At 58.1% G+C, this 24,490-nt stretch carries 29 protein-coding genes and 2 tRNA genes; 13 read left to right on the top strand and 18 right to left on the bottom strand.

Features of this window, described 5'->3' with window-relative positions; genetic code table 11:
* Window positions 1–54: 54 nt before the first annotated feature.
* Entirely contained in the window at window positions 55–426 is a 372-nt protein-coding gene (locus tag BAR1_RS14060; RefSeq protein ID WP_118943606.1) for a hypothetical protein, read from the bottom strand.
* A gap of 138 nt (window positions 427–564) precedes the next feature.
* Here BAR1_RS14060 and hemF point away from each other — a divergent pair, with 138 nt between their 5' ends.
* Window positions 565–1,455 carry an oxygen-dependent coproporphyrinogen oxidase gene (hemF, locus tag BAR1_RS14055; RefSeq protein WP_118943605.1) on the top strand — a complete coding sequence of 297 codons (891 nt, stop codon included), beginning with the start codon at window positions 565–567 and terminating at the stop codon, window positions 1,453–1,455.
* A gap of 4 nt (window positions 1,456–1,459) precedes the next feature.
* On the opposite strand, the gene BAR1_RS14050 is transcribed toward hemF, so the two are convergent.
* Window positions 1,460–1,678, bottom strand: a complete 219-nt coding sequence (locus tag BAR1_RS14050; RefSeq protein WP_118943604.1) for a helix-turn-helix domain-containing protein — start codon at window positions 1,676–1,678, stop codon at window positions 1,460–1,462.
* Window positions 1,679–1,691: 13 nt separating this feature from the next.
* Window positions 1,692–2,255, bottom strand: a complete 564-nt coding sequence (locus BAR1_RS14045; protein ID WP_118943603.1) for a DUF2975 domain-containing protein — start codon at window positions 2,253–2,255, stop codon at window positions 1,692–1,694.
* Window positions 2,256–2,358: 103 nt separating this feature from the next.
* On the opposite strand from BAR1_RS14045, the gene BAR1_RS14040 reads away from it, so the two are divergent.
* Window positions 2,359–2,976 carry an outer membrane protein gene (locus tag BAR1_RS14040; protein WP_118943602.1) on the top strand — a complete coding sequence of 206 codons (618 nt, stop codon included), beginning with the start codon at window positions 2,359–2,361 and terminating at the stop codon, window positions 2,974–2,976.
* 9 nt (window positions 2,977–2,985) lie between these two features.
* The gene (locus BAR1_RS14035; protein ID WP_162891801.1) at window positions 2,986–3,576 is read left to right on the top strand and encodes a hypothetical protein; all 591 of its coding nucleotides are present in this window, start codon (window positions 2,986–2,988) and stop codon (window positions 3,574–3,576) included.
* 27 nt (window positions 3,577–3,603) lie between these two features.
* On the opposite strand, the gene hemE is transcribed toward BAR1_RS14035, so the two are convergent.
* A complete protein-coding gene (gene hemE, locus BAR1_RS14030) occupies window positions 3,604–4,638 on the bottom strand; it encodes a uroporphyrinogen decarboxylase (protein WP_118943600.1) in 1,035 nt (344 codons plus the stop codon).
* Between the two features lie 117 nt (window positions 4,639–4,755).
* On the opposite strand from hemE, the gene hemC reads away from it, so the two are divergent.
* From hemC to BAR1_RS14005, 5 genes are all read left to right on the top strand, one after another.
* On the top strand, window positions 4,756–5,700 hold the full coding sequence (hemC, locus tag BAR1_RS14025; protein ID WP_118943599.1) for a hydroxymethylbilane synthase: 945 nt from the start codon (window positions 4,756–4,758) through the stop codon (window positions 5,698–5,700).
* A gap of 64 nt (window positions 5,701–5,764) precedes the next feature.
* Window positions 5,765–6,496, top strand: coding sequence for a sterol desaturase family protein (locus BAR1_RS14020; protein ID WP_118943598.1), 732 nt, complete (start codon window positions 5,765–5,767; stop codon window positions 6,494–6,496).
* A gap of 42 nt (window positions 6,497–6,538) precedes the next feature.
* The gene (locus BAR1_RS14015) at window positions 6,539–6,880 is read left to right on the top strand and encodes a hypothetical protein (protein ID WP_118943597.1); all 342 of its coding nucleotides are present in this window, start codon (window positions 6,539–6,541) and stop codon (window positions 6,878–6,880) included.
* A gap of 40 nt (window positions 6,881–6,920) precedes the next feature.
* Window positions 6,921–7,418: a copper chaperone PCu(A)C gene (locus BAR1_RS14010; protein ID WP_118943596.1), complete on the top strand. Its 498-nt coding sequence runs from the start codon at window positions 6,921–6,923 to the stop codon at window positions 7,416–7,418.
* A 69-nt stretch (window positions 7,419–7,487) separates the two neighbouring features.
* Window positions 7,488–7,937, top strand: coding sequence for a low molecular weight protein-tyrosine-phosphatase (locus BAR1_RS14005; RefSeq protein WP_118943595.1), 450 nt, complete (start codon window positions 7,488–7,490; stop codon window positions 7,935–7,937).
* A gap of 55 nt (window positions 7,938–7,992) precedes the next feature.
* Here the strand turns inward: BAR1_RS14005 and BAR1_RS14000 are convergent, their stop codons facing one another.
* The 7 genes from BAR1_RS14000 to lipB all read right to left on the bottom strand — a co-directional run bounded on the left by BAR1_RS14000 (window position 7,993) and on the right by lipB (window position 13,599).
* On the bottom strand, window positions 7,993–8,307 hold the full coding sequence (locus BAR1_RS14000; protein ID WP_162891800.1) for a hypothetical protein: 315 nt from the start codon (window positions 8,305–8,307) through the stop codon (window positions 7,993–7,995).
* Between the two features lie 133 nt (window positions 8,308–8,440).
* Window positions 8,441–9,391: a 1-phosphofructokinase family hexose kinase gene (locus BAR1_RS13995; protein ID WP_118943594.1), complete on the bottom strand. Its 951-nt coding sequence runs from the start codon at window positions 9,389–9,391 to the stop codon at window positions 8,441–8,443.
* 93 nt (window positions 9,392–9,484) lie between these two features.
* Window positions 9,485–9,886 carry a hypothetical protein gene (locus tag BAR1_RS13990; protein WP_118943593.1) on the bottom strand — a complete coding sequence of 134 codons (402 nt, stop codon included), beginning with the start codon at window positions 9,884–9,886 and terminating at the stop codon, window positions 9,485–9,487.
* 43 nt (window positions 9,887–9,929) lie between these two features.
* Window positions 9,930–10,472, bottom strand: a complete 543-nt coding sequence (locus BAR1_RS13985) for a DUF2244 domain-containing protein (protein WP_118943592.1) — start codon at window positions 10,470–10,472, stop codon at window positions 9,930–9,932.
* Window positions 10,473–10,484: 12 nt separating this feature from the next.
* Window positions 10,485–12,158, bottom strand: coding sequence for a cytochrome c oxidase subunit I (locus tag BAR1_RS13980; RefSeq protein WP_118943591.1), 1,674 nt, complete (start codon window positions 12,156–12,158; stop codon window positions 10,485–10,487).
* Between the two features lie 241 nt (window positions 12,159–12,399).
* Entirely contained in the window at window positions 12,400–12,837 is a 438-nt protein-coding gene (locus BAR1_RS13975) for a c-type cytochrome (RefSeq protein ID WP_118943590.1), read from the bottom strand.
* A 96-nt stretch (window positions 12,838–12,933) separates the two neighbouring features.
* A complete protein-coding gene (gene lipB / locus BAR1_RS13970) occupies window positions 12,934–13,599 on the bottom strand; it encodes a lipoyl(octanoyl) transferase LipB (protein ID WP_118943589.1) in 666 nt (221 codons plus the stop codon).
* 119 nt (window positions 13,600–13,718) lie between these two features.
* Between lipB and BAR1_RS13965 the strand changes: the two genes are divergently transcribed.
* Window positions 13,719–13,804: transfer RNA gene (locus tag BAR1_RS13965), tRNA-Leu, on the top strand.
* Window positions 13,805–13,958: 154 nt separating this feature from the next.
* A tRNA-Ser gene (locus tag BAR1_RS13960) sits at window positions 13,959–14,048 on the top strand.
* Window positions 14,049–14,138: 90 nt separating this feature from the next.
* On the opposite strand, the gene BAR1_RS13955 is transcribed toward BAR1_RS13960, so the two are convergent.
* From BAR1_RS13955 to BAR1_RS13945, 3 genes are read right to left on the bottom strand one after another with little or no spacing between them, the layout of a single operon-like run.
* The gene (locus BAR1_RS13955; protein WP_118943588.1) at window positions 14,139–14,615 is read right to left on the bottom strand and encodes a DUF2269 family protein; all 477 of its coding nucleotides are present in this window, start codon (window positions 14,613–14,615) and stop codon (window positions 14,139–14,141) included.
* A complete protein-coding gene (locus tag BAR1_RS13950) occupies window positions 14,616–15,893 on the bottom strand; it encodes an SDR family oxidoreductase (RefSeq protein ID WP_118943587.1) in 1,278 nt (425 codons plus the stop codon).
* 7 nt (window positions 15,894–15,900) lie between these two features.
* Complete coding sequence (locus BAR1_RS13945) at window positions 15,901–16,776, bottom strand: S-methyl-5'-thioadenosine phosphorylase (protein ID WP_118943586.1); 876 nt, start codon at window positions 16,774–16,776, stop codon at window positions 15,901–15,903.
* 309 nt (window positions 16,777–17,085) lie between these two features.
* Here BAR1_RS13945 and BAR1_RS13940 point away from each other — a divergent pair, with 309 nt between their 5' ends.
* A complete protein-coding gene (locus tag BAR1_RS13940; RefSeq protein WP_118943585.1) occupies window positions 17,086–17,991 on the top strand; it encodes a type IV pili methyl-accepting chemotaxis transducer N-terminal domain-containing protein in 906 nt (301 codons plus the stop codon).
* Window positions 17,992–18,018: 27 nt separating this feature from the next.
* Here BAR1_RS13940 and BAR1_RS13935 read toward each other — a convergent pair whose 3' ends face one another.
* The gene (locus BAR1_RS13935) at window positions 18,019–18,621 is read right to left on the bottom strand and encodes a flavin reductase family protein (protein ID WP_118943584.1); all 603 of its coding nucleotides are present in this window, start codon (window positions 18,619–18,621) and stop codon (window positions 18,019–18,021) included.
* An 88-nt stretch (window positions 18,622–18,709) separates the two neighbouring features.
* On the opposite strand from BAR1_RS13935, the gene BAR1_RS13930 reads away from it, so the two are divergent.
* Window positions 18,710–19,198, top strand: coding sequence for a GNAT family N-acetyltransferase (locus BAR1_RS13930; RefSeq protein WP_118943583.1), 489 nt, complete (start codon window positions 18,710–18,712; stop codon window positions 19,196–19,198).
* 3 nt (window positions 19,199–19,201) lie between these two features.
* Window positions 19,202–19,966, top strand: coding sequence for an alpha/beta fold hydrolase (locus BAR1_RS13925; RefSeq protein WP_118943582.1), 765 nt, complete (start codon window positions 19,202–19,204; stop codon window positions 19,964–19,966).
* Here the strand turns inward: BAR1_RS13925 and BAR1_RS13920 are convergent.
* From BAR1_RS13920 to BAR1_RS13910, 3 genes are all read right to left on the bottom strand, one after another.
* A complete protein-coding gene (locus tag BAR1_RS13920) occupies window positions 19,963–21,330 on the bottom strand; it encodes a tryptophanase (protein ID WP_118943581.1) in 1,368 nt (455 codons plus the stop codon). The two genes, BAR1_RS13925 and BAR1_RS13920, sit on opposite strands and share 4 nt — an antisense overlap.
* 163 nt (window positions 21,331–21,493) lie before the next feature.
* On the bottom strand, window positions 21,494–23,125 hold the full coding sequence (ipdC, locus tag BAR1_RS13915; protein ID WP_118943580.1) for an indolepyruvate/phenylpyruvate decarboxylase: 1,632 nt from the start codon (window positions 23,123–23,125) through the stop codon (window positions 21,494–21,496).
* Window positions 23,126–23,288: 163 nt separating this feature from the next.
* Entirely contained in the window at window positions 23,289–24,488 is a 1,200-nt protein-coding gene (locus BAR1_RS13910) for a hypothetical protein (RefSeq protein WP_118943579.1), read from the bottom strand.
* Between the last annotated feature and the right edge of the window lie 2 nt (window positions 24,489–24,490).

Below are 24,490 nucleotides of genomic sequence, written 5' to 3'. Positions count from 1 at the left end.
TGCAGCTGTTTTCTTGCAAAGAAAACAGACGAAATCTTTTAAGATTTCGGGAGGTCAGCCTTGAGCCTGTGTCACACATTCCCTGACAGCCAGATCGGACTGCCGTTTCAGAACGGCACGACGGGCCTTTAGCTCGGCCAGCTTGCGACGTTCGGCGGCCACATCAATTGCAACAGGGGTTTGTTTCAGGCCGGTCTGGGTTCCGGTGCAGAAATGGAAATTGGCACTGGGGCTGGTGCATAGTTGCAGGCCGACGTTGACTTGTGGCCGGTCGTTCAATGCATATCCACGATCAATATTCGCCTGCGTGCTGGCGATAAGGTTATCGACCGCCTGCAGGTTCTTCGTGCTGCGGCTGACGCATTGTTCCAGTGGGGTGCTGCACCCTGCCAGTGGAAGCAGTAGTGCCAGTAGATACCGTTTCATTGCCCTGCTCCGGTTTATCCGTCTGGCCAGTATAGACAGATCGCCCCCTCTGGCAAAACCTGTTCTTCATATGCGGCGGTTGGGCTGGCCTGTCCGGCGAAAATCCGCTAGGTCGTTTGCAAACAGGAGGTCCGGACAATGGATGACATGAAAGAACAAAAAGCCAAGGCAGCAACGTGGTTTCGCGATTTACGCGACCAGATTTGCGCGGCTTTCGAGGCGTTAGAAGACACGCAGGTCGAGGGGCCGTTTGCGGATAAACCTGCCGGCCGTTTTGAAATATCTGACACAAAGCGTGATGCGGCGGATGGGTCGGATGCCGGTGGTGGCCTGATGTCGGTGATGCGTGGCGGGCGGGTGTTTGAGAAGGTGGGGGTGAATATTTCCACCGTTTACGGCACGCTGGGCGAACGGGCTGTGGCGGCGATGGCGGCGCGCAAAGGGCTGGACGGGATGAAGGAAGATCCGCGCTTCTGGGCTTCGGGCATATCGCTGGTGGCGCATATGCAGAATCCGCACGCACCGGCCGTTCACATGAATACCCGCATGTTCTGGACCCCGCATGGCTGGTGGTTCGGGGGTGGCTCGGACCTGAACCCCTGTATCGAATATGCTGAAGACACAGCCGCCTTTCATGCGGTGCAAAAGCAACAGTGCGACAAGCACGATCCTGCATATTACCCGCGTTTCAAAGAATGGGCCGACGAGTATTTCTACATCCCGCACCGCAACCGCGCCCGCGGGGTGGGTGGTATTTTTCTGGATGATCACAACACAGACGATTGGGACGCCGACTTTGCCTTTATTCAGGATGTCGGGCGGGCGTTTTTGCTGGCGTTTCTGCCGGTCACTGAAAAACGCCGCAATACACCCTGGACCGAGGCGGACAAAGAGATCCAACTGGTGCATCGTGGCCTGTATGCCGAATATAATCTGGTTTATGATCGGGGCACCAAATTCGGTCTGGAAACGGGGCACAATGCCGATGCGGTGTTGATGAGCCTGCCACCGATGGCGAAGTGGGTCTAGCAGGCTAGCCTTCTGGATCGTCTTTTTCAAACTCCAGAATATCGCCGGGCTGGCAATCCAGAACATCGCAAATTCTGGCAAGGGTTTCAAAGCGCACGCCTTTGACCTTGCCGGATTTCAGCAGGGAAACGTTCTGCTCGGTGATGCCGATCAGTTCGGCCAGCTGTTTTGAGCGCATCTTGCGCCTGGCCAGCATCACATCCAGTGTCACAACGATACGCATTCCATTTCCCATTTTATACGAACGCCCCGTTTTCATCGTAAATACGGATGGCTTCAAGCATTATATGGCTGACAACCACCAGCACCAGCCCGATAACGATGGCATAGACATCGGTGTCCTCAAACGAAAGCTGCATTGCAGCAAGATTTGAATTTGCCCACATTTGCACCAAGGCATAGACCCCGAATTCGGACAGGATGCCGACGGGGACCATGGCGATAATGAGCCAGCCAATCACCCGCAAACGTTGCGCTGTTTCGGGTACGAATACACCGATTTTCCGAATGCCGATAAACAGGCGACGAATCGTCAAAAGCATTACCAGCCCCAGAACAAGTGTTGTCATTTGCAGGGCAAGAATCATCCCTATCTGTGATTTGGAGAAACCGTTGAATTCCGGCCCCAGATCAAATGCGCCACGGATTTCGTCGGTGATTTCGAACGTTTCGGTCGCCAGGTGATAGAAAATATAGGCGAGTAGCACCGCCATCAGCAACAAAGCCAGAGTTGCCGCCCATTCCCCGAAATAGGTAATGCGGGTGATTTTCGCCGATACAGAATGGTTTCCTTGGGTCATGTCTTATTCCATTATTTTAGGGCTTGCATTAATTATCGTAAAACAATAAGAAAATAATGCAAGCAATTATTAATTCACTATATCAAACACAAAGGAAGAGGTCATGCACTATCGAACAGTTCTATTGGTTGCCGCGATTGCAACAGGATTTGCGGTAAAGGCACAGGCGCAGGACCGGTGGTCCGGTTTCTATGGCGGTATAAGCGTTAACAACAACCGGACCACTGCGAATGTCGGGGCCAATGCGACACACAGATACAAAACGTCCAAGAATATCACGATCAGCGGGCTTTATGCCGGTTACAATTTCGCCGGTAATGGCGGGTTTGTCTGGGGCGGAGAGCTGGGACTGACGGCATTGGACAACAAAGGCAGCAGAACGGATGCCGCGTTGGGGACCAGCCAGTTTACCGGCAGCTATCTGTTATCCCCGCACCTTCGGGCCGGTTGGGCCAGCGACAAATTCTTCTTCTATGGCACGGCAGGCGTGGGCATTTCCGATGCGGGCGTGAAACCTGCCGGTGTTTCCGGCAAAACCCGGCACACAGGGTTTTCCTATGGTCTGGGCGTGGAAATGGCGATCAACAATGGCTGGTCAGCGCGGCTCGAGGCTACGAACTACAACTTCGGCAAGGCAGACGCGCAGAGCTTCAATGGCAGCAGTCAGAAGGTCGACACCGATATCCGCATGATCTCGCTTGGTCTGTCGCGGAAATTCTAGGTGGTGCCAATGTTTCATAGATCCCGCTCACGGGGTGTAGGGTATAGCCTGCTGCTGGTCGCCTCATTAACCGGCTGCGGCTATACCCCGCAATCTACCCTTCAGGCCCTTAGCAAGGTTGATCCGAACACCCCGCCCGGGGACATGAAAATCATGGTGGCATTGCCGCCTGATATTCGGCCGCAAAAAGGGGCGCCGGTCTTGAAGATGGCTTTGTTGGCAAACAAAACTATGCCGGAAGAAAGCCAATCCTTCCGGCTGGAACGCATCCCGAATGGTCCGGACGAAATACGCACGGGTCAAAGCGCGAACGGCTTTGCCTATCGTTTGCGTCGCGAGGATGTGCCGCGTTTCAAGGTTCTTTACGATAAAGGAGAGGCGGATGATTCACGCGAAGGCAGTATAGATGTGGATGCGGATTTCTGTCTCGTAACGCCACAAGTGCCCAAAAAGGCCATCGTCACGGTCTATCTGAAAACCGCCGAGCTGCAGGACTATGTGCCGCTTGTGAAAAATATGGATTTCATGAAAGAGCTTGATCCGGCCGAAAGGGCCTTGGGGTTTCCCCGCTGCACTAAGGAAAATGCCCTACAGCCATAGTGCGGCACCCCCGGGGCGCCTGAGAAATCAGGCGCCTCGAACCGCGTCGATCATGCGTTGCACGTTATCGGGGTCGGCATCCGGTGTGATGCCGTGGCCCAGATTGAAGATATGCGGCCCCTTCGAGAACGCCTTGACGATGCGTCTGGTTTCATCCACCAGCTCCTGCCCGCCGGTCACCATGTGGTGTGGCGCAAGGTTGCCCTGAACACAGCCATCGACCTGCACATTTTCAGCGGCCCAATCGGCAGAAACCGAATTGTCCAGCGCCACGCAATCGGCGCCGGTGGCTTTGGCAAAACCGATGTAGTTGTCCCCCGCTTCGCGCGGAAAGGCGATGACGGGAGTGTCGGGGTGTTCGGCCTTTAGCGCTTTGATGATCCGTTTGGTCGGCTCCAGCGCGTATTTGGTGAAATTGTCGCCTTTCAGCGATCCGGCCCAGCTGTCGAAAATCTTGACCACCTCGGCACCGGCCTGAATTTGCATCGACAGATAGGAAATCGTTGCCTCGGTGATCCTGTCCAGCAGCGCCTCGAAGGTGGCGCGGTCCTCGGCGATCAACTGGTGTGCTGGCCCCTGATCCTTGGTGCCGCGACCGGCGATCATATAGGTGGCCACCGTCCAGGGTGCGCCGGCAAATCCGATCAGCGCGGTTTCGGCGGGCAGGGCACCGGCCAGATTGCGCACGGTTTCATAGATCGGCGACAGGGTTTCGTGAATGTCCGAAACCGGTTTTAGCTGTTCCAGTTCGGCGGGTGTTGTGATGGTCGACAGGCGCGGGCCTTCGCCGGTAACGAACCACAAATCCGCCCCCAATGCCTGTGGCACCAGCAGGATGTCGGCAAACAGGATCGCCGCATCAAAGCCATAGCGGCGGATCGGTTGCAGGGTGACTTCGGTGGCAAGCTCGGGATTATAGCACAGCGACAGGAAATCACCGGCCTGTGCGCGGGTGGCCTTGTATTCGGGCAGATAGCGGCCCGCCTGACGCATCATCCAGACCGGCGGGGTGTCCAGCGTTTCACCTGCCAGTGCGCGCAGAAGTTTCTTTTGTTCGGCCATAACTGCCCCCTATCCTGAATGCTTGCAATCCAACTCTATTGCCAGCGACATGATGTCAAGACATGTGCAGGATGTTTGCCGTTGTCAGGCGCATTTGACGCGCTTAAACAGGGGGGTATGACGCAGAATTTACCCACCCCCGCTTCGCCCCTGAAAATCGGCACCCGTGGCTCGCCTTTGGCGCTGGCGCAGGCGTATGAAACACGCCGCCGTCTGATGGCGGCGTTTGATTTGCCGGAACAGGCCTTCGAGGTGGTGGTGATCACCACATCCGGTGACCGGATTCAGGACCGCCCCTTGAAAGAGGTTGGCGGCAAGGGGTTGTTCACCAAGGAAATCGAAGAGGACATGCTGTCGGCCAAGATCGACATCGCGGTTCATTCGATGAAGGATATGCCGGTTGAACAGCCCGAGGGGCTGTTGCTGGACACCTATCTGCCACGCGAAGACGTGCGCGATGCGTTTGTGTCGCCCAAGCTGAAGCGGCTGGCGGATTTGGCCGAAGGGGCAACCGTTGGCACCTCGAGCCTGCGGCGTCGGGCGCAACTGCTGAACAAACGCCCCGATCTGAACATCGTCGAATTTCGCGGCAATGTGCAAACCCGTTTGAAAAAGCTGGCCGATGGCGTGGCCGAGGCGACCTTCCTTGCGATGGCCGGTCTGAACCGGATGGGGTACGACGATGTGGCCCGGTCCCCGATCGAGGTTGGCGAAATGCTGCCCGCCGTGGCGCAAGGCGCCATCGGTATTGAACGGCGCGCGGACGATATGCGCGTGGCGGATATGCTGGCCGCGATCCATGACGTTGAAACCGGCCAGCGGCTGGCGGCGGAACGGGCGTTTCTGGCGGCGCTGGACGGGTCGTGCCAAACCCCGATTGGGGGGCTGGCCGTGCTTGAGGGGGACACGATCTGGCTGCGCGGTGAAATCCTGCGCCCCGACGGGTCCGAGTGCCTGACCGACGAGGACCGCAGCCCGATCAAGGATGCCGCCGACATGGGCCGCTCCGTGGCCGAACGTTTGCGGGCACGGGCCGGTGAGGGGTTCTTTGACTGGACCTGACGGGAAACGCTAACCAAACGTCCCCCCTTTACAACCCGCCCCTGTTTCACGCACCTTTGCGGGTATGTATGCAGATCGCCTGAAATTGATGTTCTCGCACACCTCGGTGCAGGTGATGTTCGGCCTGTGGCTGCTGGGCTGGGTGCTGGTGATCGGCACCGGTAACGCTCGCCTGTTATGGCTGGCACCGCTGGGCATCATTGGCCAGATGCTGAACGAATATTCGGTGCATCGTTACCTGTTCCATTGGTCCGCCCCGCGCAGCCAGTTCTGGTTTGATGTGTTGTACCGAGTGCATTACGGCCACCACGATTTCCCCGATAAGCCGGCGCTGTTCTTTGTGCCGGTGTGGTTTGCGATGCCGATGGCCCTGCTGCATGTGACGCTGGCCTATGGGGTGCTGCGCCTGCTTGGGTTTGAAAATCCGCTGATTGGCGCGACAACGTTTACCTTTGTCGGCGGCATCACCGCGTTTTTGTTTTACGAATGGTTCCATATGACGGCCCATACCAATGTGCGCAAATGGGCGGTGGAACGCTATGTTACCCGCCTGCACGGGATGCACCATTTTCGCAATTACCAGCGCTGGTTCCACGTCAATCCGGGGGGCGAGGTGATTGATCGAATCATGGGCACGGCGATTCCCGATGAAGAGTTGAAACAAAAGGGACGGATGCAGTTTTTATCGACATTGGGTCTGAAACCCGATGATCCCCGCCTGACCAGCGCCCGCAGGCGTTTAGGGCCGCAATACGGTATAACAGATCAGGATATGGCCCGCGCAGCAGCTACATAATGTCCCTTGCGAGCAAAGGGGCGGATCGGGTATCCTAGGGTTATGCTACGTCTGATCAACGCCCTTTTTCTGTCGCTGACGCTGGTGATCACCAGCATCAGTATGGCCGTGGCGCGTGGGCAAAGCCCTGATATCGGCACCGATATCGTGATCTGTACCGGCGTAGGCATGACGACCATCACAATTGGTCCCGATGGACAGCCGATAAAGAAAACCCATCTCTGTCCTGATGGTGTTTCGATCTTTGCGGCCGCGTTCACGACCCCGATTGTGCCGGTTTTGCCTAGCGTGATGGTGTGGCGCCTCGCGTTGCCTGCAGATACTGTTATCCTGCCTCAGGAAGCCCCGTCTCCTGCGGCGCGTGGTCCACCTTTGGATATTTGAAATCTAGCCAGCTTCAAAAATAACATCCAAGGAGACGCGCATGTCTTTCACAAAAACTATTCTGGCTTCGGCCACGGCAATTATTCTTGCCCTGCCGGCCTTTGCTGACGGTATCATGATCAAGGATGTCTATATCCGGTCATCCGGCCCCAATGCAAAAACCGGCGCGGCCTTTCTGGTGATCATGAATGATACCGATCAGGATGACACATTGGTTGGCGCAACTTCCGATATTGCGAAACGGGTTGAAACGCATACCCATATCAAAACCGACGATGGCGTAATGCAGATGCGCAAGGTCGAAGGCGGCTTTCCGGTTGCGGCCCACAGTATGCACGCCTTGCAGCGAGGCGGGGACCATTTGATGTTTATGGGGCTGAACCGGCCTTTGAACCAGGGCGATATGGTCACGGTTACCCTGACGTTTGAAAACGCCGGTGACATGACCGTCGAAATTCCGGTTGACCTGAAACGCATGCCCGAAGGCGGCATGACGATGAAACACGACATGGATATGTCGAACGGCACCAGCGACTAGGTCCGGTGCTTTGGCAAATATCAGCCCCGCGTTCATGTGTTGAACGCGGGGCTTTTTGCAAAAGGATGTTTGATTATGCGGATACTGTTTGTTTGCCTTGGCAACATCTGCCGCTCGCCTTCGGCCGAAGGGGTGTTTCGAACACTTAGCCAAAAGGCCGGGCTGGATCTGGAAATTGACAGCGCAGGCACCGGCGGCTGGTATGTCGGCAAAGCGCCCTATGGTCCGATGCAGGATGCTGCATTGCAATGGGGGTATGATTTGTCAGGCTTGCGCGCGCGGCAGTTCCATTCGGGGGATTTTGACGCTTTTGACCTGATCATCGGTATGGACGGCGAAAACATCGCGGATATAGAAAGCCTGCGTCCTGCTGGCAACAAAACACTCGTGCGCCTGTTCACCGATTACGCGCCCAAAGCCGGTGCCGACCATGTGCCGGACCCTTATTATACGCGCGATTTTGAAGGATCGTTGACATTGATCGAAGAAGCAAGCCTCGGCCTGATCGCAACCCTGTAGGGTGGGCTGGTTCTGTGGCAAAGCCGCAGGTTCGCCCACCGTTCGCGTCAAACCCTTACTGGCAATACGCCTGGGCGATTGCGCCAAAATCCTTATACCGTTTCCAGAAGGCTTCCTTGCGCGAATTGTCGGCCTGGCGCACGTCCTGAGCCATCTGCGGATCTTTGAAGAATTTGGCGGCCAGTGCCTGATCACGGTTGCTCAATACCTGGTCCGCAGCATCCTGAATGCAGCGGCACATCTGGCGCGAGGCACTGGGGCGGTCGGATTTCATACAGGCGCGGTGGATTTTTCCTGCCGCCACGGCCGCAGGGGCGGTTGCGGACAGGGTGAAAACGGCGATCAGCGCCGCAAATGCGATGGTCTTCATTGTCTTTGCCTCTTGCCTATGCGGGCGCTCCGGTTCATCCGGATATCATCCCGCCTATTGCTCGTTTTTTGCCAATATGCCCGAAGTGGTTCCGAATTTCAATCACCCAGAAACAGGGTGTGGCCTGATTGCGCTACTCTAGCTGCGCAAGCGGGCATTGGGCCACCAGCGCATTGGCCTCGGCACGCGGGCACAGGCGGGTGGCATCGGTCATTACGGCCGCGCTGGCGGCGGCGGCCCCTTTTTGCAAGGCCTGCGGCGGGGCTTCTCCGCGCGACAGGGCCAGCACCAGCGCCCCGACAAAACTGTCACCGGCACCAACCTTGCTGCGCACCGGTACGTCGGCGGCGGCGGCGTGCCAGCGTTCATTGCCCGTGGCCAGAACAGACCCCTTTGACCCCAGTGCCATGACGATCACCTGCGCCACGCCACGTTTGACCAGATGGGTGGCGAACTGGGCCAGCGCCACAATGGTTTCCAGTGCTTCTCCGGCCAGTTCCTCGGCCTCGGCCTTGTCCATACGCAGCAGGTAGGGCGGGTTCGCCGGACCGGTTACCATTTGCCGCAAGGCCCGACCGGATGTATCCACCACCAACCGTGCGCCGGTGCCGTAAATTTGCCGTTCCAGCAAGGCGGGGAAATCATCGGGCACACCGGGCGGGTTGCTGCCGCTTAGCACCACATATCCATCTTTCGGGACGGTCTTGTGAATCTCTGCCAGAACGCTTTTCACCAGTGCCGCGTCCCAGATCGGGCCGGGCATCACAAAACGGTATTGCTGGCCTGTGCGCCGTTCGGTCACGGCCATGCTCTGACGGGTTTCGCCGGGGATATCGAAGGGATGCACCTGCACCCCCTCGCGCCCCAGCAGACTGAGTAATATCTGCCCCATATGCCCGCCGACGGCGGCAAAGGCGCAGGCATCACCGCCCAGAATATGGATGGCGCGGGCCACGTTTACCCCGCCACCGCCGGGATCGCGCATTGCCGCTTCGCAGCGGGTTTTACGATCCGGTCGCACCCGTTTGGCCGAAGTCGAAAAATCAACCGTGGGGTTCAGGGTGATGGTCAGGATATCGGACATTTTGCGGCGCCTTTGACATGCGGTTCCGGGGCGCGATCAGCGTCCCAGATTTTGCCTGGATTGGCAACAGGCCACAGGCGCGCAGATGGCCGGCTATTCCGGATATTTGCGTCTGGCTTTGGCCACTTCGATCCGCCCGCCATTCTTGCGGGTCTGGGCTGTGGCGCGCCATTCATATGTATGGCGACCGCTGGGCGGGCAGGGGGATTTGTATTTGAACGCCCCGGGTTCGATCACCTGCTGGCCGGTGTATTTCACCACACCGCCACCGTGGTTATACCCCGGCACATCGCGGTCGGTCAGCTTGAAACGGATATACTGGGTACCGGCGGGGACGTCTTTCAAAACAAAACGCGGGTTGGCGACGCGGTTCGGATTGCCGCTGGTACACAGCTTTAGTCCCTTCCAGTCAAACCCGATTTCGAACGCATGGGCGGCAGGGGCGGACAGGGCAAATGTGGTGGCGATGGCAAATGTCGATAATAGAATGCGCATTGAATAACCTCGTAAATATTTAACAGAATATTTACACTATAGTTTATTTTGGCAATTTGGCCAATACGCTCTGTAATTCGCCGATCAGTGCCTTGCGCTCGTCCACAGCCAGGAACGCCCCGATCTCGACTTCCCGGTCACCGCCACGCAGGGTCAGGTAGCTGTCAACAGGGCCGGATTTCGGGCGCATATTCACGCTGACCCAGTAAGGATTGGCCGACCAGTGTTGCGGTTTGCCACGCGGGTTCTGGCGCATCAGTTCCATATGGTCGGACCAGATGGTCAGGGTTTCAAGGATCATCCCGTCCTTGTAGCTGCGCATCAGGAAATACCAAATGGCCGCCACTGCGGCTGCCAGAAAAGGCAACATGATCCACAGGTGACGGGTGCCCAGAAAGGCCAGCAAGGGGATGCTGATCAATGCAGCGGTGATGCCGATGAACCAGACAAACCCGCGCGGGGGCAGGGACCGGTAGGGCCATAGCAGCAGTTGGCCATAGGGTTTGCCGGTCGCATGGGCAAAGCAAGAGGCCCCGAATTTCTCCGAGGCCTCCTGATCGGGTTTTATCTGCCACTCGTAGGGCAATGCGCCGTCCCCTTAGTGGTTGTGGCTTTTGTCCCATTCTTCCTGCTTGGCAAGAATCTCGAACGTATGTTCCGGCGGTGGTGTGGGCAATGTCCACTCCAATGTGTCGGCATATTCGTTCCAGTAGTTCTTCTCCGTCACCCGTTTGCCCGCCAGCAGCGTGTAGAACACAATGCCGATGAAGAACACAAACGACGCGAACGACAGGAAGGCGCCCCACGACGAAATATAGTTCCAGTAGGCAAAGGCCTCGGGGTAGTCGATATAGCGGCGCGGCATGCCCTGACGCCCCAGGAAGTGTTGCGGGAAGAATGTCAGGTTGGTGCCGATGAAGAACATCCAGAAATGCAGCTTGCCTGCCCATTCCGGATACTGGCGGCCCGACATTTTTCCGATCCAGAAATAGACACCGGCAAAGATCGCGAATGCGGCCCCCAGCGACATCACATAATGGAAGTGCGCCACGACGTAATAGGTATCGTGATAGGCGCGATCCAGACCCGGTTGGCTAAGGACAACGCCGGTAACGCCACCAACAGTGAACAGAAACAAGAAGCCCATGGCAAACAGCATCGGGGTTTCAAAACTGACCGAGCCTTTCCACATGGTCGCGATCCAGCTGAAGATCTTGATCCCTGTCGGCACCGCAATGACCATTGTCGCCAGCATGAAATAGCTTTGCTGCGACAGGCTCATCCCGACGGTGTACATGTGGTGCGCCCAGACAACAAAGCCCAGCACGCCGATGGCCACCAGCGCGTAAACCATCGGCAGATAGCCAAAGATCGGTTTGCGCGAGAAGGTGGCGATGACGTGGCTGATGATGCCGAACCCCGGCAGAATGATCATGTAGACTTCGGGGTGCCCAAAGAACCACAGGATATGCTGATAGAGGATCGGATCACCGCCACCGGCAGGATCAAAGAAGGTTGTGCCGAAATTGCGATCGGTCAGCAGCATGGTGATGCCACCCGCCAGAACCGGCAGCGACAGCAGAATCAGCCATGCGGTGATAAAGATCGACCAGGCAAACAGCGGCACCTTGTGCAGGGTCATCCCCGGTGTGCGCATGTTCAGGAAGGTTGTGATCATGTTGATCGCCCCAAGGATGGATGAGGCGCCGGACAGATGAACAGCAAAGATCGCCAGATCCATCGAGATACCTGTTTCCGATGTGGATAGCGGCGGGTACAGGACCCAGCCCACACCAGAGCCGGATTGCCCGTTGCCCCCGGGCGCAAGCATTGAAGCCACCCCCAGCGTTACCCCCGCCACATACATCCAGAACGAAAGGTTGTTCATGCGCGGGAACGCCATATCGGGTGCGCCGATGTGCAATGGCATGAAATAGTTGCCAAAGCCGCCGAAAAGCGCCGGAATGACGACAAAGAACATCATCAAAACACCGTGGTAGGTGATCATCACATTCCAGAGGTGCCCGTTGGGTGTGCATTCCTGTGTGGAATCGGCAATGAAACGCGCACCCTCAAGGCACATGTATTGCACGCCCGGCTCCATAAGCTCGAGCCGCATGTAAACCGTGAACAAAACCGAGATAAACCCGACTGCGCCAGCGGTAAAAAGGTAAAGAATTCCGATGTCTTTGTGGTTTGTGGACATGAACCAACGGGTAAAGAAACCCTTTTTGGCATGTTCATCATGGCCGTGGATAGCTGCGTCCGCCATGAACGTACTCCCTGTTCTTATATTGTATAATTCGTGAAAAGTTACCATTCCACGTCGCGTTTCTTATGCCTTTGTAGGGGGAAAATTGATGTAGATCAATAAAACGTTACAGGGGGCCGGTGACGGGGCCGTCAAACAGGGGTAAATTGGCCGCGCAAATGTGGTGCCCATAGAAAAAGCCGCGAAAAAGGAGAACCCTTATCCGCGGCTTTTATATGATTTGCATCAAGCGGGATGCTACTTAGTTAGAGGCTTCACCCTCGGTTGCTTCCGGTGCAGGTGCAAGGCTGGCCAAATAGGCCGCAACATCTTCGCCACCGCGTTTCAGCTTGAACGACATGCCGGTTTTGGCGGGCTGATCGTGTGCTTTCAGGAATTCTTTGGGGTTGGTGACCCAAGCGGTAAAGTTTTCTTCATCCCAGACCAGACCGGCCTCGCCCAATGCAACCAGACCGGCGCTGTATTTGGTGAAGTCCTCTTGCGAGCCGGCAGCGCGGCCAATCACACCATAAAGGTTCGGGCCGGTTTTGCCGCCTTTGAAGATCACATCGTCGCCGTTGACGATCATGTGGCAGGCTTTACATTTCTTGAATAGCTTTTCACCGGCGGCAACATCGCCCTCGGCAAATGCAGGAGATGCCGCAGCAAGAACTGCAAGAATGGCAAGTGTACGTTTCATAGTTACCTCGTTCTGATAGATTCGCGTCCCTTGGTGAATATAAGGTCTGTGACGGGAATTGAAAGGCGATCAATGGTACCGGCGGGGTATATCGCCTTAATCTCCGAATACCTTACCGAAACAGTGCCTTAATGCAACATCCACATCGGCCATTCCCACAGGTCGACCAAGGTCAACCAGACTGGTTACCCCGTATTGCGTGATGCCGCAGGGCACGATGCCGTTGTAATGCTCCAGATCCGGTTCCACATTGATCGAAATCCCGTGAAAACTGACCCATTTGCGCAAACGCACCCCGATGGCGGCGATTTTGTCCTCGGCCTGTGAACCGCCGGCATTCAGCGGCTTGTCATCCCGCACAACCCAGACCCCGACACGCCCCTCGCGGCGTTCGCCTTTGACGTTGAACTGCTCCAGCGTGCAGATCACCCAATCCTCAAGCTGCTGCACGAATTTGCGCACATCGCGCCCCCGTTTGCCAACATCCAGCATGGCATAGGCCACCCGCTGGCCCGGGCCGTGATAGGTATACTGCCCGCCCCGTTTGGAGGTATAGACGGGGAAGCGGTCAGGATCGGTCAGGTCAGCAGGTTTGGCGCTGGTGCCGGCGGTATAAAGGGGCGGGTGCTCGACCAGCCAGATTGCCTCGTCGGCGGTACCGGCGGCGATGGCATCCGCCCGTTTTTCCATCTCGGAAACCGCGAAATCATAATCCGTCAGACCGGAGGAGATGATCCATTCAACCATTGGCTTACCTGTCATTATGCGATGCTTTGTCTGTGGCACCGGCTGGCCGGTTTGTCAAAGGGGCCGATGCGCGCTTTTGCTCTTCACAACCCACTGGCGTTTCGGTATATGCCGCACATCTTACCAGATCACATGCGGTTGTGGCGGAATGGTAGACGCGCAGCGTTGAGGTCGCTGTGGGGTAACACCCGTGGAAGTTCGAGTCTTCTCAACCGCACCATTCTCCCGAAATCCTATGCGCCCCTTGTCCATTTGGGAACCCGAGGCCCAACTTGGTGAGGCAGGGCCTGAAGAATGCAATCAGCCCTAAAAAGATATCCAAGGGTTCGATATTGCACTTGTCCCCACCGTTAAGCCCCGCTAAACCCGTCGGCGGAGACGTGGCCGAGTGGTCGAAGGCGCTCCCCTGCTAAGGGAGTAGGCGAGGAATCGTCTCGAGGGTTCGAATCCCTTCGTCTCCGCCACCTTACATCTTAATAATACTGACCGTAGACCGGTCAGGTGATTGTGCTATTGAGGCGCAGGGACAAGCCCCGCTCCGCTAAGTTCGAGCGTTATAGAGAAATGTCGGGCCGGTTGATCATCAGCCAGAACACCCAGATCAGGGCAGCAAAGGCGGGCCATCCCAAAACAAACCACAGGCGGAAATATTTGCGGGCCTGATCCGGTAGGGGGGTGTTGTTGGCCAATGCCGTTCCGGCCAGATCGCGTATTTTGATTTGCAGGTGAACGACGGGCGCCCAGCAGATAAAGGCCAGTGTGTAGAGGGCATAGGTCAGCAGCAGCCATGGTTCGTTCCAGTCATACCCTTGTTGCAGGATCAGCAGGTAGCCGGTGAGCGGTTGGATAAATCCGGCGGGGGTGGTGAATATCCAGTCGGCCACAACCACGCCCGAGGCGACCGAGTGGATGGTTTCCACCCTACCTGTGCGCCAGGCCCAGACCATCTGGAATGCGGTGCCCATGCCGGTGCCGAACAGAACTGTTGACGACAGGATATGCAGCCACTTCAGGGTCAGGTACGGGTCCATCTATCGTTCCTCTTCCAGCACGCGGTGGATCATGATCAGCACAAGGATCGGCAGGTTTTTCAGCAACCCGCCGAACGGGGCCAGCCAGAGGGCGGGGTTGATCAGGGTCAGCCCCACTGTATAGCCCGCGACCATTGCGAATTGCAGCCATGCAATCTGTTTCAGTCGCCATGCGCGCAGCAGGGCCAGAGCGATCAGCAGGTCTATGGCGCCGGTGATGCGGGCGGCAACAATCAGCATGGTGTCGGGCAACAGGCCAGAGACATAGGGCAGGAAGCTGTCGACAGGCAGCAGCAGGCCGATCAGCCCCGAGGCCAGCCACATCAGCGCCAAGGTCAGCCGCAGAACAGGGCGCAGCAGGTAAAGGCGGGCGTGCCACAGGTCTTGGGTTTGCGAGGGGCGGGCGCGCAGAAAAGCCGCAAAGCCGCGCGGGCGGGTTTGGAAATGGCGGGATTGCTCGGTTATGTCTGTGGCCACGCCCTGTTCCAGCTGTTGCACCGATGTGGCCGAGATCGGGGCAAGGCGCAGGGAATCCCCTATGCGCCCCATAAGGCGGGCCAGCGGCAGGGGCAGATGCAGGATACGGGCTGGGCGTAGGCCCAGCCAGGCGCGCAAGGATGTGAGCAGAGCGGCTTGGGTGATTTCCCCGGGTCCGCCGATTTCGATTGGCTGCGCGGGGGTGTCGGCGTTGATCGCCTCGATCGCCAGCGCGGCCAGATCATCGGCATGGATCGGGTTGAAGGGTTGATTGCCGTTGCCGACCACGGGCGTGACCATTGGCAGGGCGGCCAGTGCACGGGCAAGGGACGAGCCGCCATAGCTGCCATCGGCCAGCACCAGACCGGGCCGCAGGATGGTGACGGGGATCGGGGCGGCTTGGGCGGCCTTTTCGCCTCGGCGGCGATAGGTGGCAAAGGGGGTGTCGGCATTGATCCCGATGGCCGAGATCAGCACACCGCGGGCTGTGGCGGGCAGGGCGGCATAGACGGCCTGCGGGGCGGCGACATGGACGGCCTCAAAATCCGCATCCCGTCCGGTCAGCAGTCCGGCGCAGTTGATCACGCGGGTGCAGTTTTCCACATGCGGGCGCCAGAATTCGGGGCTGTGGGTGGCGGGATCGGTTAGATCGGCTGCCAGCGTGTCAAACCCCATCGCGGTTAGACGACGGGTATCGCGGGCACAGGCCAGCACATTGTGGCCAGCATCCCGCAGAGCGATGGCGATGTGCTGGCCGATGAAACCGGCGGCACCAAGGAGGAGGGTTTGGGGGGCGGGCATATGCCGGCTACCCCAACACCCTTCCTGCCACCGCGTCCAGCTTCGCCACCAGCGCCGGATCGCGGGCGTCTGGCGCTGTCAGGATGGCGTATTCCAGCGCGCGGTCGCAGTGGTGTTCGCAAGGGTTGCGGTTGGCGCCCAGCAGTGCGGGCAGGCGGGCGACCAGATTGCGGGCCTTGTCGGCGTTGCCGGTCAGGGTTTTGATGATTTCGGTCACGTCCACCTCGCCATGATCCGGATGCCAGCTGTCGTAATCGGTGATCATCGCGACCGAGGCGTAGCAAAGCTCGGCCTCGCGGGCCAGTTTGGCTTCGGGCATGTTGGTCATGCCGATCACGTCACAATTCCAGACCTCGCGATACATTCTGCTTTCCGCAAGGGTCGAGAACTGCGGGCCTTCCATCGCCAGATAGGTGCCGCCTTTGTGCACGGTGATGCCAGCTTCTTTGGCCGCGACCTCGCAGGCATCAGACAGGCGCGGGCAGGTGGGGTGGGCTACTGACACATGCGCCACACAACCGGTGCCGAAAAAGGATTTCTCGCGCGCAAAGGTGCGGTCGATGAACTGGTCCACAATGACAAAATCGCCAGGCGCCATTTCCTCGCGGAACGACCCGCAGGCGGAAACCGAGATCACATCGGTCACCCCCAGCCGTTTCAGCGCATCGATATTGGCGCGGTAAGGGACCGTGGTGGGGGAATGGACATGACCGCGCCCGTGACGGGGCAGGAAGGCCATTTTCACACCGTCCAGCGTGCCGGTCAGAATGTCGTCCGAGGGGTTGCCCCACGGGCTGTCCACGCTCTGCCAAGTGGCGCCTTGCAGCCCGTCAATGTCATATACGCCCGAGCCGCCGATGATGCCGATTACTGTATCTGTCATGGGATCCCCCTGTTGGTGCTTGCGGGGGAATATGCATGAGTGGCAGGAGGGGGGGAAGGGGGAAGTGACCATCAGACCGGTTATGTGGAATTATTGGGGATGATTTGAATGGCCCGCAGGGGAAGGGGCCGATTCATAATTTAATAATCAAATCCCGTTAATTATAAGCCGGAATTTTTACAAATTGACCTTGGTCAAGGTGATGTAAATCCGGTTTGATATTCCGGTGCGTGTGGCGTGCGGCCGCGCTCCCCCGCAGGTTGCAACCTTGGGTGGATTGTCGAGGCAAACCAGGGTTTTGAGGATAATATGAAACTTGCAGTAATATGTCGTCTGGCTGTTGGGGTATCCATTGCATTGGGCAGTGTAATTGCTGTTCCCGATGTGGCAATCGCCAAACCGGATGCCGTGACAGTGGCCAAACGGCGTATCAATCTGGCAGGGCGGCAGCAAATGCTGACACAGCGGATTGTCAGCGCTTCCTGTTTTATCACGTCGGATGTCGAACGAAGCAAACACATCGGCATGCTGGCCATTGCTTATGAGCAGTTCTCTTCAACCCACGAAAGCCTGATCAAAGGGAATCGTGAATTGGGGCTGGAGTCCGAAATCCACCCGAATATTGTGGTGGCCCTTTCAAAGGCAGATGATTTATGGGGGGGGCTTCAGCCGACAATAGTGAACATCCTGAACGGGGATATTGGCGCGGATGGCGTCGATCTTGGGGGCATGGATAAAACCGGGCTTGAATTGATGGGTGATGTCGATACCGCAGCCAGGATGATAACCCGGACCTATGGTGAAAATTTGCCGGATTTACCGCTTATTCTGGCAATGACCATTGATCTGGCAAGCCGCCAGCGGGTGCTGGCCCAAAAGGCAACCAAGGAATATTGTCTGATACAGGCCGGTATCGAACCGGATGCCAACCGCGCCAATCTGGCAAAGACAGTAAATCTGTTCAACCTTACCCTTGACGCATTGATTGACGGATATGCCGGGGTTGTTTTGGGCGCCCCCAACGATGCTATCCGCAACAAATTGAACGAGGTGAAAGAGATTTGGGAGTCCTCAAACAAGATATTTCAGGCCGTTGCAACCGGTCAGCAGGTTACAGACCGGGAAACCCGTATCATGATCGGCAGCGTTGAGAAGGCTTTGAAGAAACTGAACCGGGTTGTACGCGCCTATGAACAGGTCAAGGACGCATCATAGAGGGCAGGGACGGGAATAGCGGCGTGGCTACTCCGGCCGCTTCAAACTGAATAGCCCCTCCACCCGCGTATAATCCTGATAGCCAAGGCGCGCCAGCGGCTGGTAGCAGGTCACGTCGAACACCCCGTCCTTGATGCAATCATCCCGCAGATGCACGCCGGTGACCTGGCCAATCACGATCAGGTTGTGCTCCCCTGCCAGTGGCACGATTTGCAGCAATTTGCATTCCAGCGTTGCCGGTGCCGTGGCCACCCGCGAACAGGCTATGGTTTCGCATTCCGCCCGCTCCACCCCCGCATGGGTGAATTCGTCGCCGCCCTCGGGGTGGCTGGCCGAAGTGTCGTTCATCATATCCCGCATCGCATATTCCACGATGTTCACACAAAACACGCCGGTTTCGTCGATATTGGCCACGCTGTCCTTGCCCATGTGCCGCCCCTCTTTCAGAGAGGTCGAGGCGAACATCACCTGTGGCGGCTCGTAGGCCACGGCGTTGAAAAACGAATAGGGGGCAAGGTTGTCCACCCCGTCCTTGCCACGGGTCGAGATCCAGCCGATCGGGCGCGGAGACACGATGGCGGAAAAAGGGTTGTGCGGCAGCGAGTGGCCGTTTTCGGGTTGATAAAACATTTGTTCGCGTATCCTTTGTTTGATCAGGGGATAACGCCATGCTAGGGCGGTTTCCAGTGAAAAGACGGGGCATCACGTGATCGGGCTAATGCGGGAAACCAAAGACGACTGGTGGGAGGTCGAGGCACTCTATGATCTGTGCTTTGCCCCGGGACGCGAGGCGTTGTCGTCCTACCGGCTGCGCGATGGCGTCGATCCGGTGGCCGACCTGTGCCTTGTGGCGCGGGACGAAGGCGGCATCATCGGCGGTGCGATCCGCTATTGGCCGGTGCTGGTGGGCGGGGCAAAGGTGCTGTTGCTGGGGCCGGTGGCGGTGCATCCCACACGGCAGGGCGAGGGGCTGGGCGGTGTGCTGATCCGGCAGTCGCTGGACAAGGCGCAGGCGCTGGGCTGGGAACGGGTGCTGCTGGTGGGGGACGAGCCTTATTACAAACGGTTCGGTTTTTTGCGCATTGACGGTGTGGTGATGCCGCCACCAACCAATCCGGCACGGGTTCTGGCGCGGGCACTGAGTGAAGGGGCCTGGGATGGTGTGCGGGGGGATGTGGTGCGGATAAATGAAAATAACAAGGAATAGACCATGAAGCCTCTATTTATCGAACCGGCAAACGCACGCCTTCGCTATCATGATCTCGCAGGCGAGGGCGCACCATGCATCTTTATCCACGGCCTTGGGTGTGCTGCATCATGTGACTACCCGCAAGTTGCATCTGATCCTACGCTTGCTGGACGGCGGATGTTGCTGGTAGATCTTCTTGGTTCCGGTTTCAGTGATCAGCCCGAAGATTTCAGCTATTCAATCAGGGATCAGGCGCAGACAATTGTAGCCCTTATCGAACATATCGGGGTTGGATCTGTCGATATTTTCGGCCACAGCATGGGTGGTGCGATTGCAATCGAAGCCGCACGGTTGCTTGGGGATCAAGTGCAACACCTTGTGCTGTCAGAACCCAATCTGGACGCAGGGGGCGGCTATTACAGCCGGAAAATTTCCGGGATGGCAGAGGCGGATTATGTTGCCAAAGGACATAATGATTTGGTCGAGGCTTCGCGTCTTGACGGGAGTGGCATCTGGGCCGCGTCGCTGTTGGCAAGCGCCCCTTTTGCGGTTCACAGGGGGGCGGTTTCGCTGCTGGCAGGCGGTAATCCCGAATGGCGTGAAATGCTATACTCAATGCCGGTTTCAAAGGTCGTGATTTTCGGCAGCCAGTCTTTGCCCGATAACGATACCGAAGAGCTGCCGTTGAATGGCGTTCATGTGGGGGTGGTGCCGGATGCGGGGCATATGATGGCATGGGAAAATCCGTCAGGATTGGCCCATGCCATTCGAGAGGCGACCCTTTAGCCTAACGGTTCAAACTTGCAGGTGAAATGCCGCATCAGTTTTGGCTCCCAAGTGATGCGATAGCCGCGCAGGCTGTCCTTTTTCGCTGCCAGTTCCGCGAAACATTCGATGATGTAATCGGCGTGCGATTGCGTATAGGTGCGCCGCGGGATCGCCATGCGGACCAGTTCCATCATCGCCGGTTTTTCGCTGCCGTCCGGTTGGCGGCCAAACATCACCGAGCCGATTTCGGCACAGCGTATCCCGCCGATTTCATAGAGCGCGGCGGCGACCGAATAGCCCGGATATTCCAGCGGCGGGATGTGGGGCAGCAATGCTTTGGCGTCGATGAACACCGCATGCCCGCCCGCCGGTTTGACCACGGGAATACCCAGCGAATCCAGTCGCTCGATGATATATTCGTTGGTGCGGATGCGGTAGCGCAGGTAATCCTCGTCCACGATTTCGGTCAGCCCCTGTGCGATGGCATCCAGATCACGGCCGGCAAGTCCGCCGTAGGTCGGAAAGCCCTCGGTCTGGATCAGGCGGGCGCGGGCCAGTTCGGCCAACTCGGGATCGTTCAGCGCCAGCCAGCCGCCGATATTGGCAAAGGCGTCCTTTTTGGCGCTCATCGTCATGCCGTCGGCCACCGAAAAACAATCGCGCACGATGTCGGGGATAGAGCGGTCCTGCTGTCCCTTTTCGCGCTGTTTGATGAACCACGCGTTTTCGGCAAAGCGGCATCCGTCGATGATAAAGGGGCGGCCATGGGCGTGGGCGATTTCGGCCACCGCATGGATGTTTTCAAGGCTGACCGGCTGGCCGCCACCGGCGTTGTTGGTGATGGTCAGCATCACGCAAGGCACGCTGTCGCCGTGTTCCTGCAAGTAGTTCTCCAATTTCTCAAGGTCCATATTGCCCTTGAACGGATGCAGGTTGGCGGGGTCTTTGCCCTCGTCAATCAACAGATCATGTCCGCGCGCGCCACCGGCTTCGATATTGCCACGGGTGGTGTCGAAATGGGTGTTCGAGGGAAAATTCTTGCCCGGCCCGCCAAGGATGGAAAACAGGATCGCCTCGGCGGCGCGGCCCTGATGGGTGGGGATGATGTGGTCAAACGGCATCAGGTTGCGGATGGCGGCCTGAAAGCGCTCGAATGATGGGGATCCGGCATAGCTTTCGTCGCCGCGCATGATGGCGGCCCATTGCTCGCTACTCATCGCGCCGGTGCCGCTGTCGGTCAGCAGGTCGATCAGCACATCGTCCGAGGCAAGGGTGAAAACATTGTGGTTGGCCGCCGCCAGTTTTTCCCGCCGTTCCTTGCGGGTGGTCATGCGGATGGGTTCAACGGCTTTGATACGGAATGGTTCGATGATGGTTTTCATCAAGGGCTCTCCTAGGAAATGGCCCCTGAAAATTTGTGGCAACCGGAAACACAAAAGGGGCCAGCGCCGCGGTTGCCGCATATTGCGTGCCGCGCTCAGCGCCCGATTGGTTGCACGAGGAAGGTGGAATTTTTAGCGGGCCTTCGTCAAGAGGAAAACGGGGTTATTCATTCCCCAGCGCCGACATTTTGCGCACCGCATCGACAAAACCTGCCAGCGTGTCCGATACATCGCCCCGCTCCAGCATCACCTCGATCAACTGGAAGCAACTGTCGTCGGCATGGGCCACCTCGAGCGCCTGTTTCAATTCGGCACAGGTTTGCACCCGCACCCCCTTGCCGCCCAGATGCGGCGCGATTTGGGCGTAATGCCAATCGTCCAGATCGTGATAGCCGGGGCCGGGCTGGAAGGTGCGCAGCATTTCCCAGCTTTTGTTGTTGAACAGGATCACAATCGGTGCCCAGCCGTATTTGCGGCAATTGCCCAGCTCCCAGCCGGTCATCTGGAAGGCCCCGTCGCCAACCAGCACGATCGGCCGTTTGCCGGATGCCGCAATCGCCATGCCCGCCGGCACCCCCGGCCCCATCGAGGCGTAATAGCCCGGACCGGCGAATTCGGTGTTTTCGATTTCAAGACCGGTGAAGAAACAGTCGCCCATGTCGGACGCAATCGGCATCCGCCCATGCGTGGCGAACAGATCATTCACAGCGGTGGCGATATGTGACGGCGACAACGGCGTGTCATCATCAGGCAGGCCGCGGGAATAGGCCGGTTTATGGTTGCCCGTGGCCTTGCCGATGGGTTCGGCAATCTCTGCCATCGCGTCGATCAGGGTTTCCAGTGTGATGTTCGGGTAACTGTAATGGGCAAAATCCACGGCGTTATCAAAGGCGGAAATGGCCCCGCGCATGTCGATGTTTTTGCCGGATACGCCGAAATTGGTGTCGCTGGTGATCACGCCCAGCATCAACAGGGCATCCGCACCCTCGATGCTTTGGGCGATATGTTCGTCGCCCGCGGTGCCCAGATAGGTGCCCAGCAGCGGCAGATCATGTTCGGCAAACAGCCCGCGCCCCATGAAGCTGGTGGCGACTGGGATGCCGAGGGTTTTGCAAAGCTTGCCGATCTTGTTTTCCAGCCCGTAGCGCCGCGATTCAACGCCAATCAGGATGGCGGGGGATTTGGCAGATTTCAGGCGGGTGAGGATTTCGGTGGCACAGGCGCGGGCGGCGTCCATGTCGGGGGTGTCGGGGGTATAGGCCGGAACGGGACCGCAGGGCGCATCGACCAGATCGCGCGGGATTTCGATATAGACGGGGCGGGACTGTTTTTGTGCGCTGTCCAGAACGCGGGCGATGTCGGCGGGGGCGGTGGCCGGATTGTTCAGCACGGTCTGGTCGCAGGTCAGTTCCTTGTAGATTTCCAGCTGGGAATTCAGGGTTTTCACCTGATGGTGCAGGCCAAGGCCCAGTTCGCCTTCGCCCTTGCCCGGTCCGCCGGAGATCACCACCAGCGGGGATTTTTCCGCATAGGCCTGCGCCACGGCGTTCACCATGTTCAACGCCCCCGCGCCATAGGTGATCACGGCCACGCCAAGGGTTGAGCTGATCCGCGCCGAGGCATCGGCGGCATAGCCCACGCTGGGTTCGTGGGACAGGGTATAGAATGGCAGGATATTGCTGTCCTCGATCACGCGGAAAAACGGCAGGACAAAATCGCCGGGAATGCCGAAGATGTTCCTGGCTCCACGGGATTTCAAGGCGTGCAGAAGGGCGGTGGCGAGGGTTTCCGACATGGGGATGGCTCCGAAATGAATGTAGGTATTTTGCGGCAATACCTATCTGTTGTGTTTGGCTTTGGGAAGGGGTTGTGCTGCGCTGGCGCGCATCACCCCGCGCGCCCCTGTCGGGGCGCGGGAGCCCGCGGCGCAGGTATTTATTGGCAAGAAGAAGGAGGGGTTATCCCCCCTCGACCGCGCGGCCGAAGATGGCGATGGCAAAGCCCAGTATGGCCAGTGCCCCGTAGAACCATTTGGCACGGTGCAGGCGCGGGGTTTTGGCAGCTGTGACGGCGGCGATGGCGGCTTGCAGCCCGTAGTAAAGCGCAAAGGCGCGCGAGGCATAGGCGATGATCTGGAAGATATCGGTTGCCCATGTCAGCAGCAGCCCCACGGCGACCAGAACCGCATAGGCGTCGCGCGGTTTCAAACGGTGGCTGGTCAGTTCTTCGACCAACCCGCCCGCGCCGGACGTATCGGCTATTGCGGCGCTGAACTGGGCGGCGAGAGCGGCTGCAATAAGCAGAAACGGAAGGATAGCGGCGACGACTTCCATCATGTCGATAATCGCGGTTTCCGTCAGTTTCATCGTGCCCGGGGCAAAGACATAGGACAGCAGCACGATATAGACGATGTAAATCAGCGTCGAAAGCCACTGCGCCTGTTTCATCGACCGGATGCGGGTTTTCGCGTCATAGGTTTCGCCCAGATAGCGCGAGGTTTCAAACCCCTGGACCGTGATCAGCAACCCGAAGGCCAGCGTCAGGGCGGGCCAGCCTGTGACCGTGGGGGGATTCAACAACAGGGCACCCTCAACCGCGCGGTTGGTGAAATAGAACCCCATGCCGACCAGCAGTCCGGCGATAATGGCCAGTTTCAGGCCGACGCTGTATTCCTCGAGCCGCTCGAGCGCCCTGAAGCCGCGGGTCCAGCCGGTGAACAGGATGAACAGGAACACAGCGGTGGTCAGCAAACGGGCGTTTAACGGGGTGTTCCACGGGGTCAGCCGCATACCGAAGGCGCCCAGCAGGTTCAGGTAATAGGCAACCGATATGAAATAGGCAAAGGACAGCATCCAGCTTGAGGCTGTTTCCAGCCGCTCTGCCAGAAAAGGGCGGGGGGTGCCGTTGTTTATTTCGGCGATGTTGAAGCGGATGGCGTGGCCGAACAGATAGGCGACACCGCACAGGATCAACAGCATCAACGGGGCGAACATGCCGAAGGAATCGTTCAGGATCGGCCCCAGCACCAGAAAGCCGCTGCCGATGATCGAGGCAAGCGGCGTGATCATCGCCCGCCAGCCGGTTGAATTGGCCAGCCGCGGCCACAGCAGAATTGTGGCTGTGATCGTGACAGTGACAAGGATAATGGTGTTTTCCATGC

It is taken from the genome of Profundibacter amoris (genome assembly GCF_003544895.1).
Classification (GTDB): Bacteria; Pseudomonadota; Alphaproteobacteria; order Rhodobacterales; family Rhodobacteraceae; genus Profundibacter; species Profundibacter amoris.
The sequence above is the reverse complement of the archived record's forward strand: the minus strand, read 5'-3'. Positions and strand labels throughout refer to the sequence as shown.

Bases quoted from the DNA above. Each gene is read 5' to 3' on its own strand.
- BAR1_RS14060 (WP_118943606.1), bottom strand. From the start codon at position 426: ATGAAACGGTATCTACTGGCACTACTGCTTCCACTGGCAGGGTGCAGC.
- hemF (WP_118943605.1), top strand. From the start codon at position 565: ATGGATGACATGAAAGAACAAAAAGCCAAGGCAGCAACGTGGTTTCGC.
- BAR1_RS14050 (WP_118943604.1), bottom strand. From the start codon at position 1,678: ATGCGTATCGTTGTGACACTGGATGTGATGCTGGCCAGGCGCAAGATG.
- BAR1_RS14045 (WP_118943603.1), bottom strand. From the start codon at position 2,255: ATGACCCAAGGAAACCATTCTGTATCGGCGAAAATCACCCGCATTACC.
- BAR1_RS14040 (WP_118943602.1), top strand. From the start codon at position 2,359: ATGCACTATCGAACAGTTCTATTGGTTGCCGCGATTGCAACAGGATTT.
- BAR1_RS14035 (WP_162891801.1), top strand. From the start codon at position 2,986: ATGTTTCATAGATCCCGCTCACGGGGTGTAGGGTATAGCCTGCTGCTG.
- hemE (WP_118943600.1), bottom strand. From the start codon at position 4,638: ATGGCCGAACAAAAGAAACTTCTGCGCGCACTGGCAGGTGAAACGCTG.
- hemC (WP_118943599.1), top strand. From the start codon at position 4,756: ATGACGCAGAATTTACCCACCCCCGCTTCGCCCCTGAAAATCGGCACC.
- BAR1_RS14020 (WP_118943598.1), top strand. From the start codon at position 5,765: ATGTATGCAGATCGCCTGAAATTGATGTTCTCGCACACCTCGGTGCAG.
- BAR1_RS14015 (WP_118943597.1), top strand. From the start codon at position 6,539: ATGCTACGTCTGATCAACGCCCTTTTTCTGTCGCTGACGCTGGTGATC.
- BAR1_RS14010 (WP_118943596.1), top strand. From the start codon at position 6,921: ATGTCTTTCACAAAAACTATTCTGGCTTCGGCCACGGCAATTATTCTT.
- BAR1_RS14000 (WP_162891800.1), bottom strand. From the start codon at position 8,307: ATGAAGACCATCGCATTTGCGGCGCTGATCGCCGTTTTCACCCTGTCC.
- BAR1_RS13995 (WP_118943594.1), bottom strand. From the start codon at position 9,391: ATGTCCGATATCCTGACCATCACCCTGAACCCCACGGTTGATTTTTCG.
- BAR1_RS13990 (WP_118943593.1), bottom strand. From the start codon at position 9,886: ATGCGCATTCTATTATCGACATTTGCCATCGCCACCACATTTGCCCTG.
- BAR1_RS13980 (WP_118943591.1), bottom strand. From the start codon at position 12,158: ATGGCGGACGCAGCTATCCACGGCCATGATGAACATGCCAAAAAGGGT.
- BAR1_RS13975 (WP_118943590.1), bottom strand. From the start codon at position 12,837: ATGAAACGTACACTTGCCATTCTTGCAGTTCTTGCTGCGGCATCTCCT.
- lipB (WP_118943589.1), bottom strand. From the start codon at position 13,599: ATGACAGGTAAGCCAATGGTTGAATGGATCATCTCCTCCGGTCTGACG.
- BAR1_RS13955 (WP_118943588.1), bottom strand. From the start codon at position 14,615: ATGGACCCGTACCTGACCCTGAAGTGGCTGCATATCCTGTCGTCAACA.
- BAR1_RS13950 (WP_118943587.1), bottom strand. From the start codon at position 15,893: ATGCCCGCCCCCCAAACCCTCCTCCTTGGTGCCGCCGGTTTCATCGGC.
- BAR1_RS13945 (WP_118943586.1), bottom strand. From the start codon at position 16,776: ATGACAGATACAGTAATCGGCATCATCGGCGGCTCGGGCGTATATGAC.
- BAR1_RS13940 (WP_118943585.1), top strand. From the start codon at position 17,086: ATGAAACTTGCAGTAATATGTCGTCTGGCTGTTGGGGTATCCATTGCA.
- BAR1_RS13935 (WP_118943584.1), bottom strand. From the start codon at position 18,621: ATGTTTTATCAACCCGAAAACGGCCACTCGCTGCCGCACAACCCTTTT.
- BAR1_RS13930 (WP_118943583.1), top strand. From the start codon at position 18,710: ATGCGGGAAACCAAAGACGACTGGTGGGAGGTCGAGGCACTCTATGAT.
- BAR1_RS13925 (WP_118943582.1), top strand. From the start codon at position 19,202: ATGAAGCCTCTATTTATCGAACCGGCAAACGCACGCCTTCGCTATCAT.
- BAR1_RS13920 (WP_118943581.1), bottom strand. From the start codon at position 21,330: ATGAAAACCATCATCGAACCATTCCGTATCAAAGCCGTTGAACCCATC.
- ipdC (WP_118943580.1), bottom strand. From the start codon at position 23,125: ATGTCGGAAACCCTCGCCACCGCCCTTCTGCACGCCTTGAAATCCCGT.
- BAR1_RS13910 (WP_118943579.1), bottom strand. From the start codon at position 24,488: ATGGAAAACACCATTATCCTTGTCACTGTCACGATCACAGCCACAATT.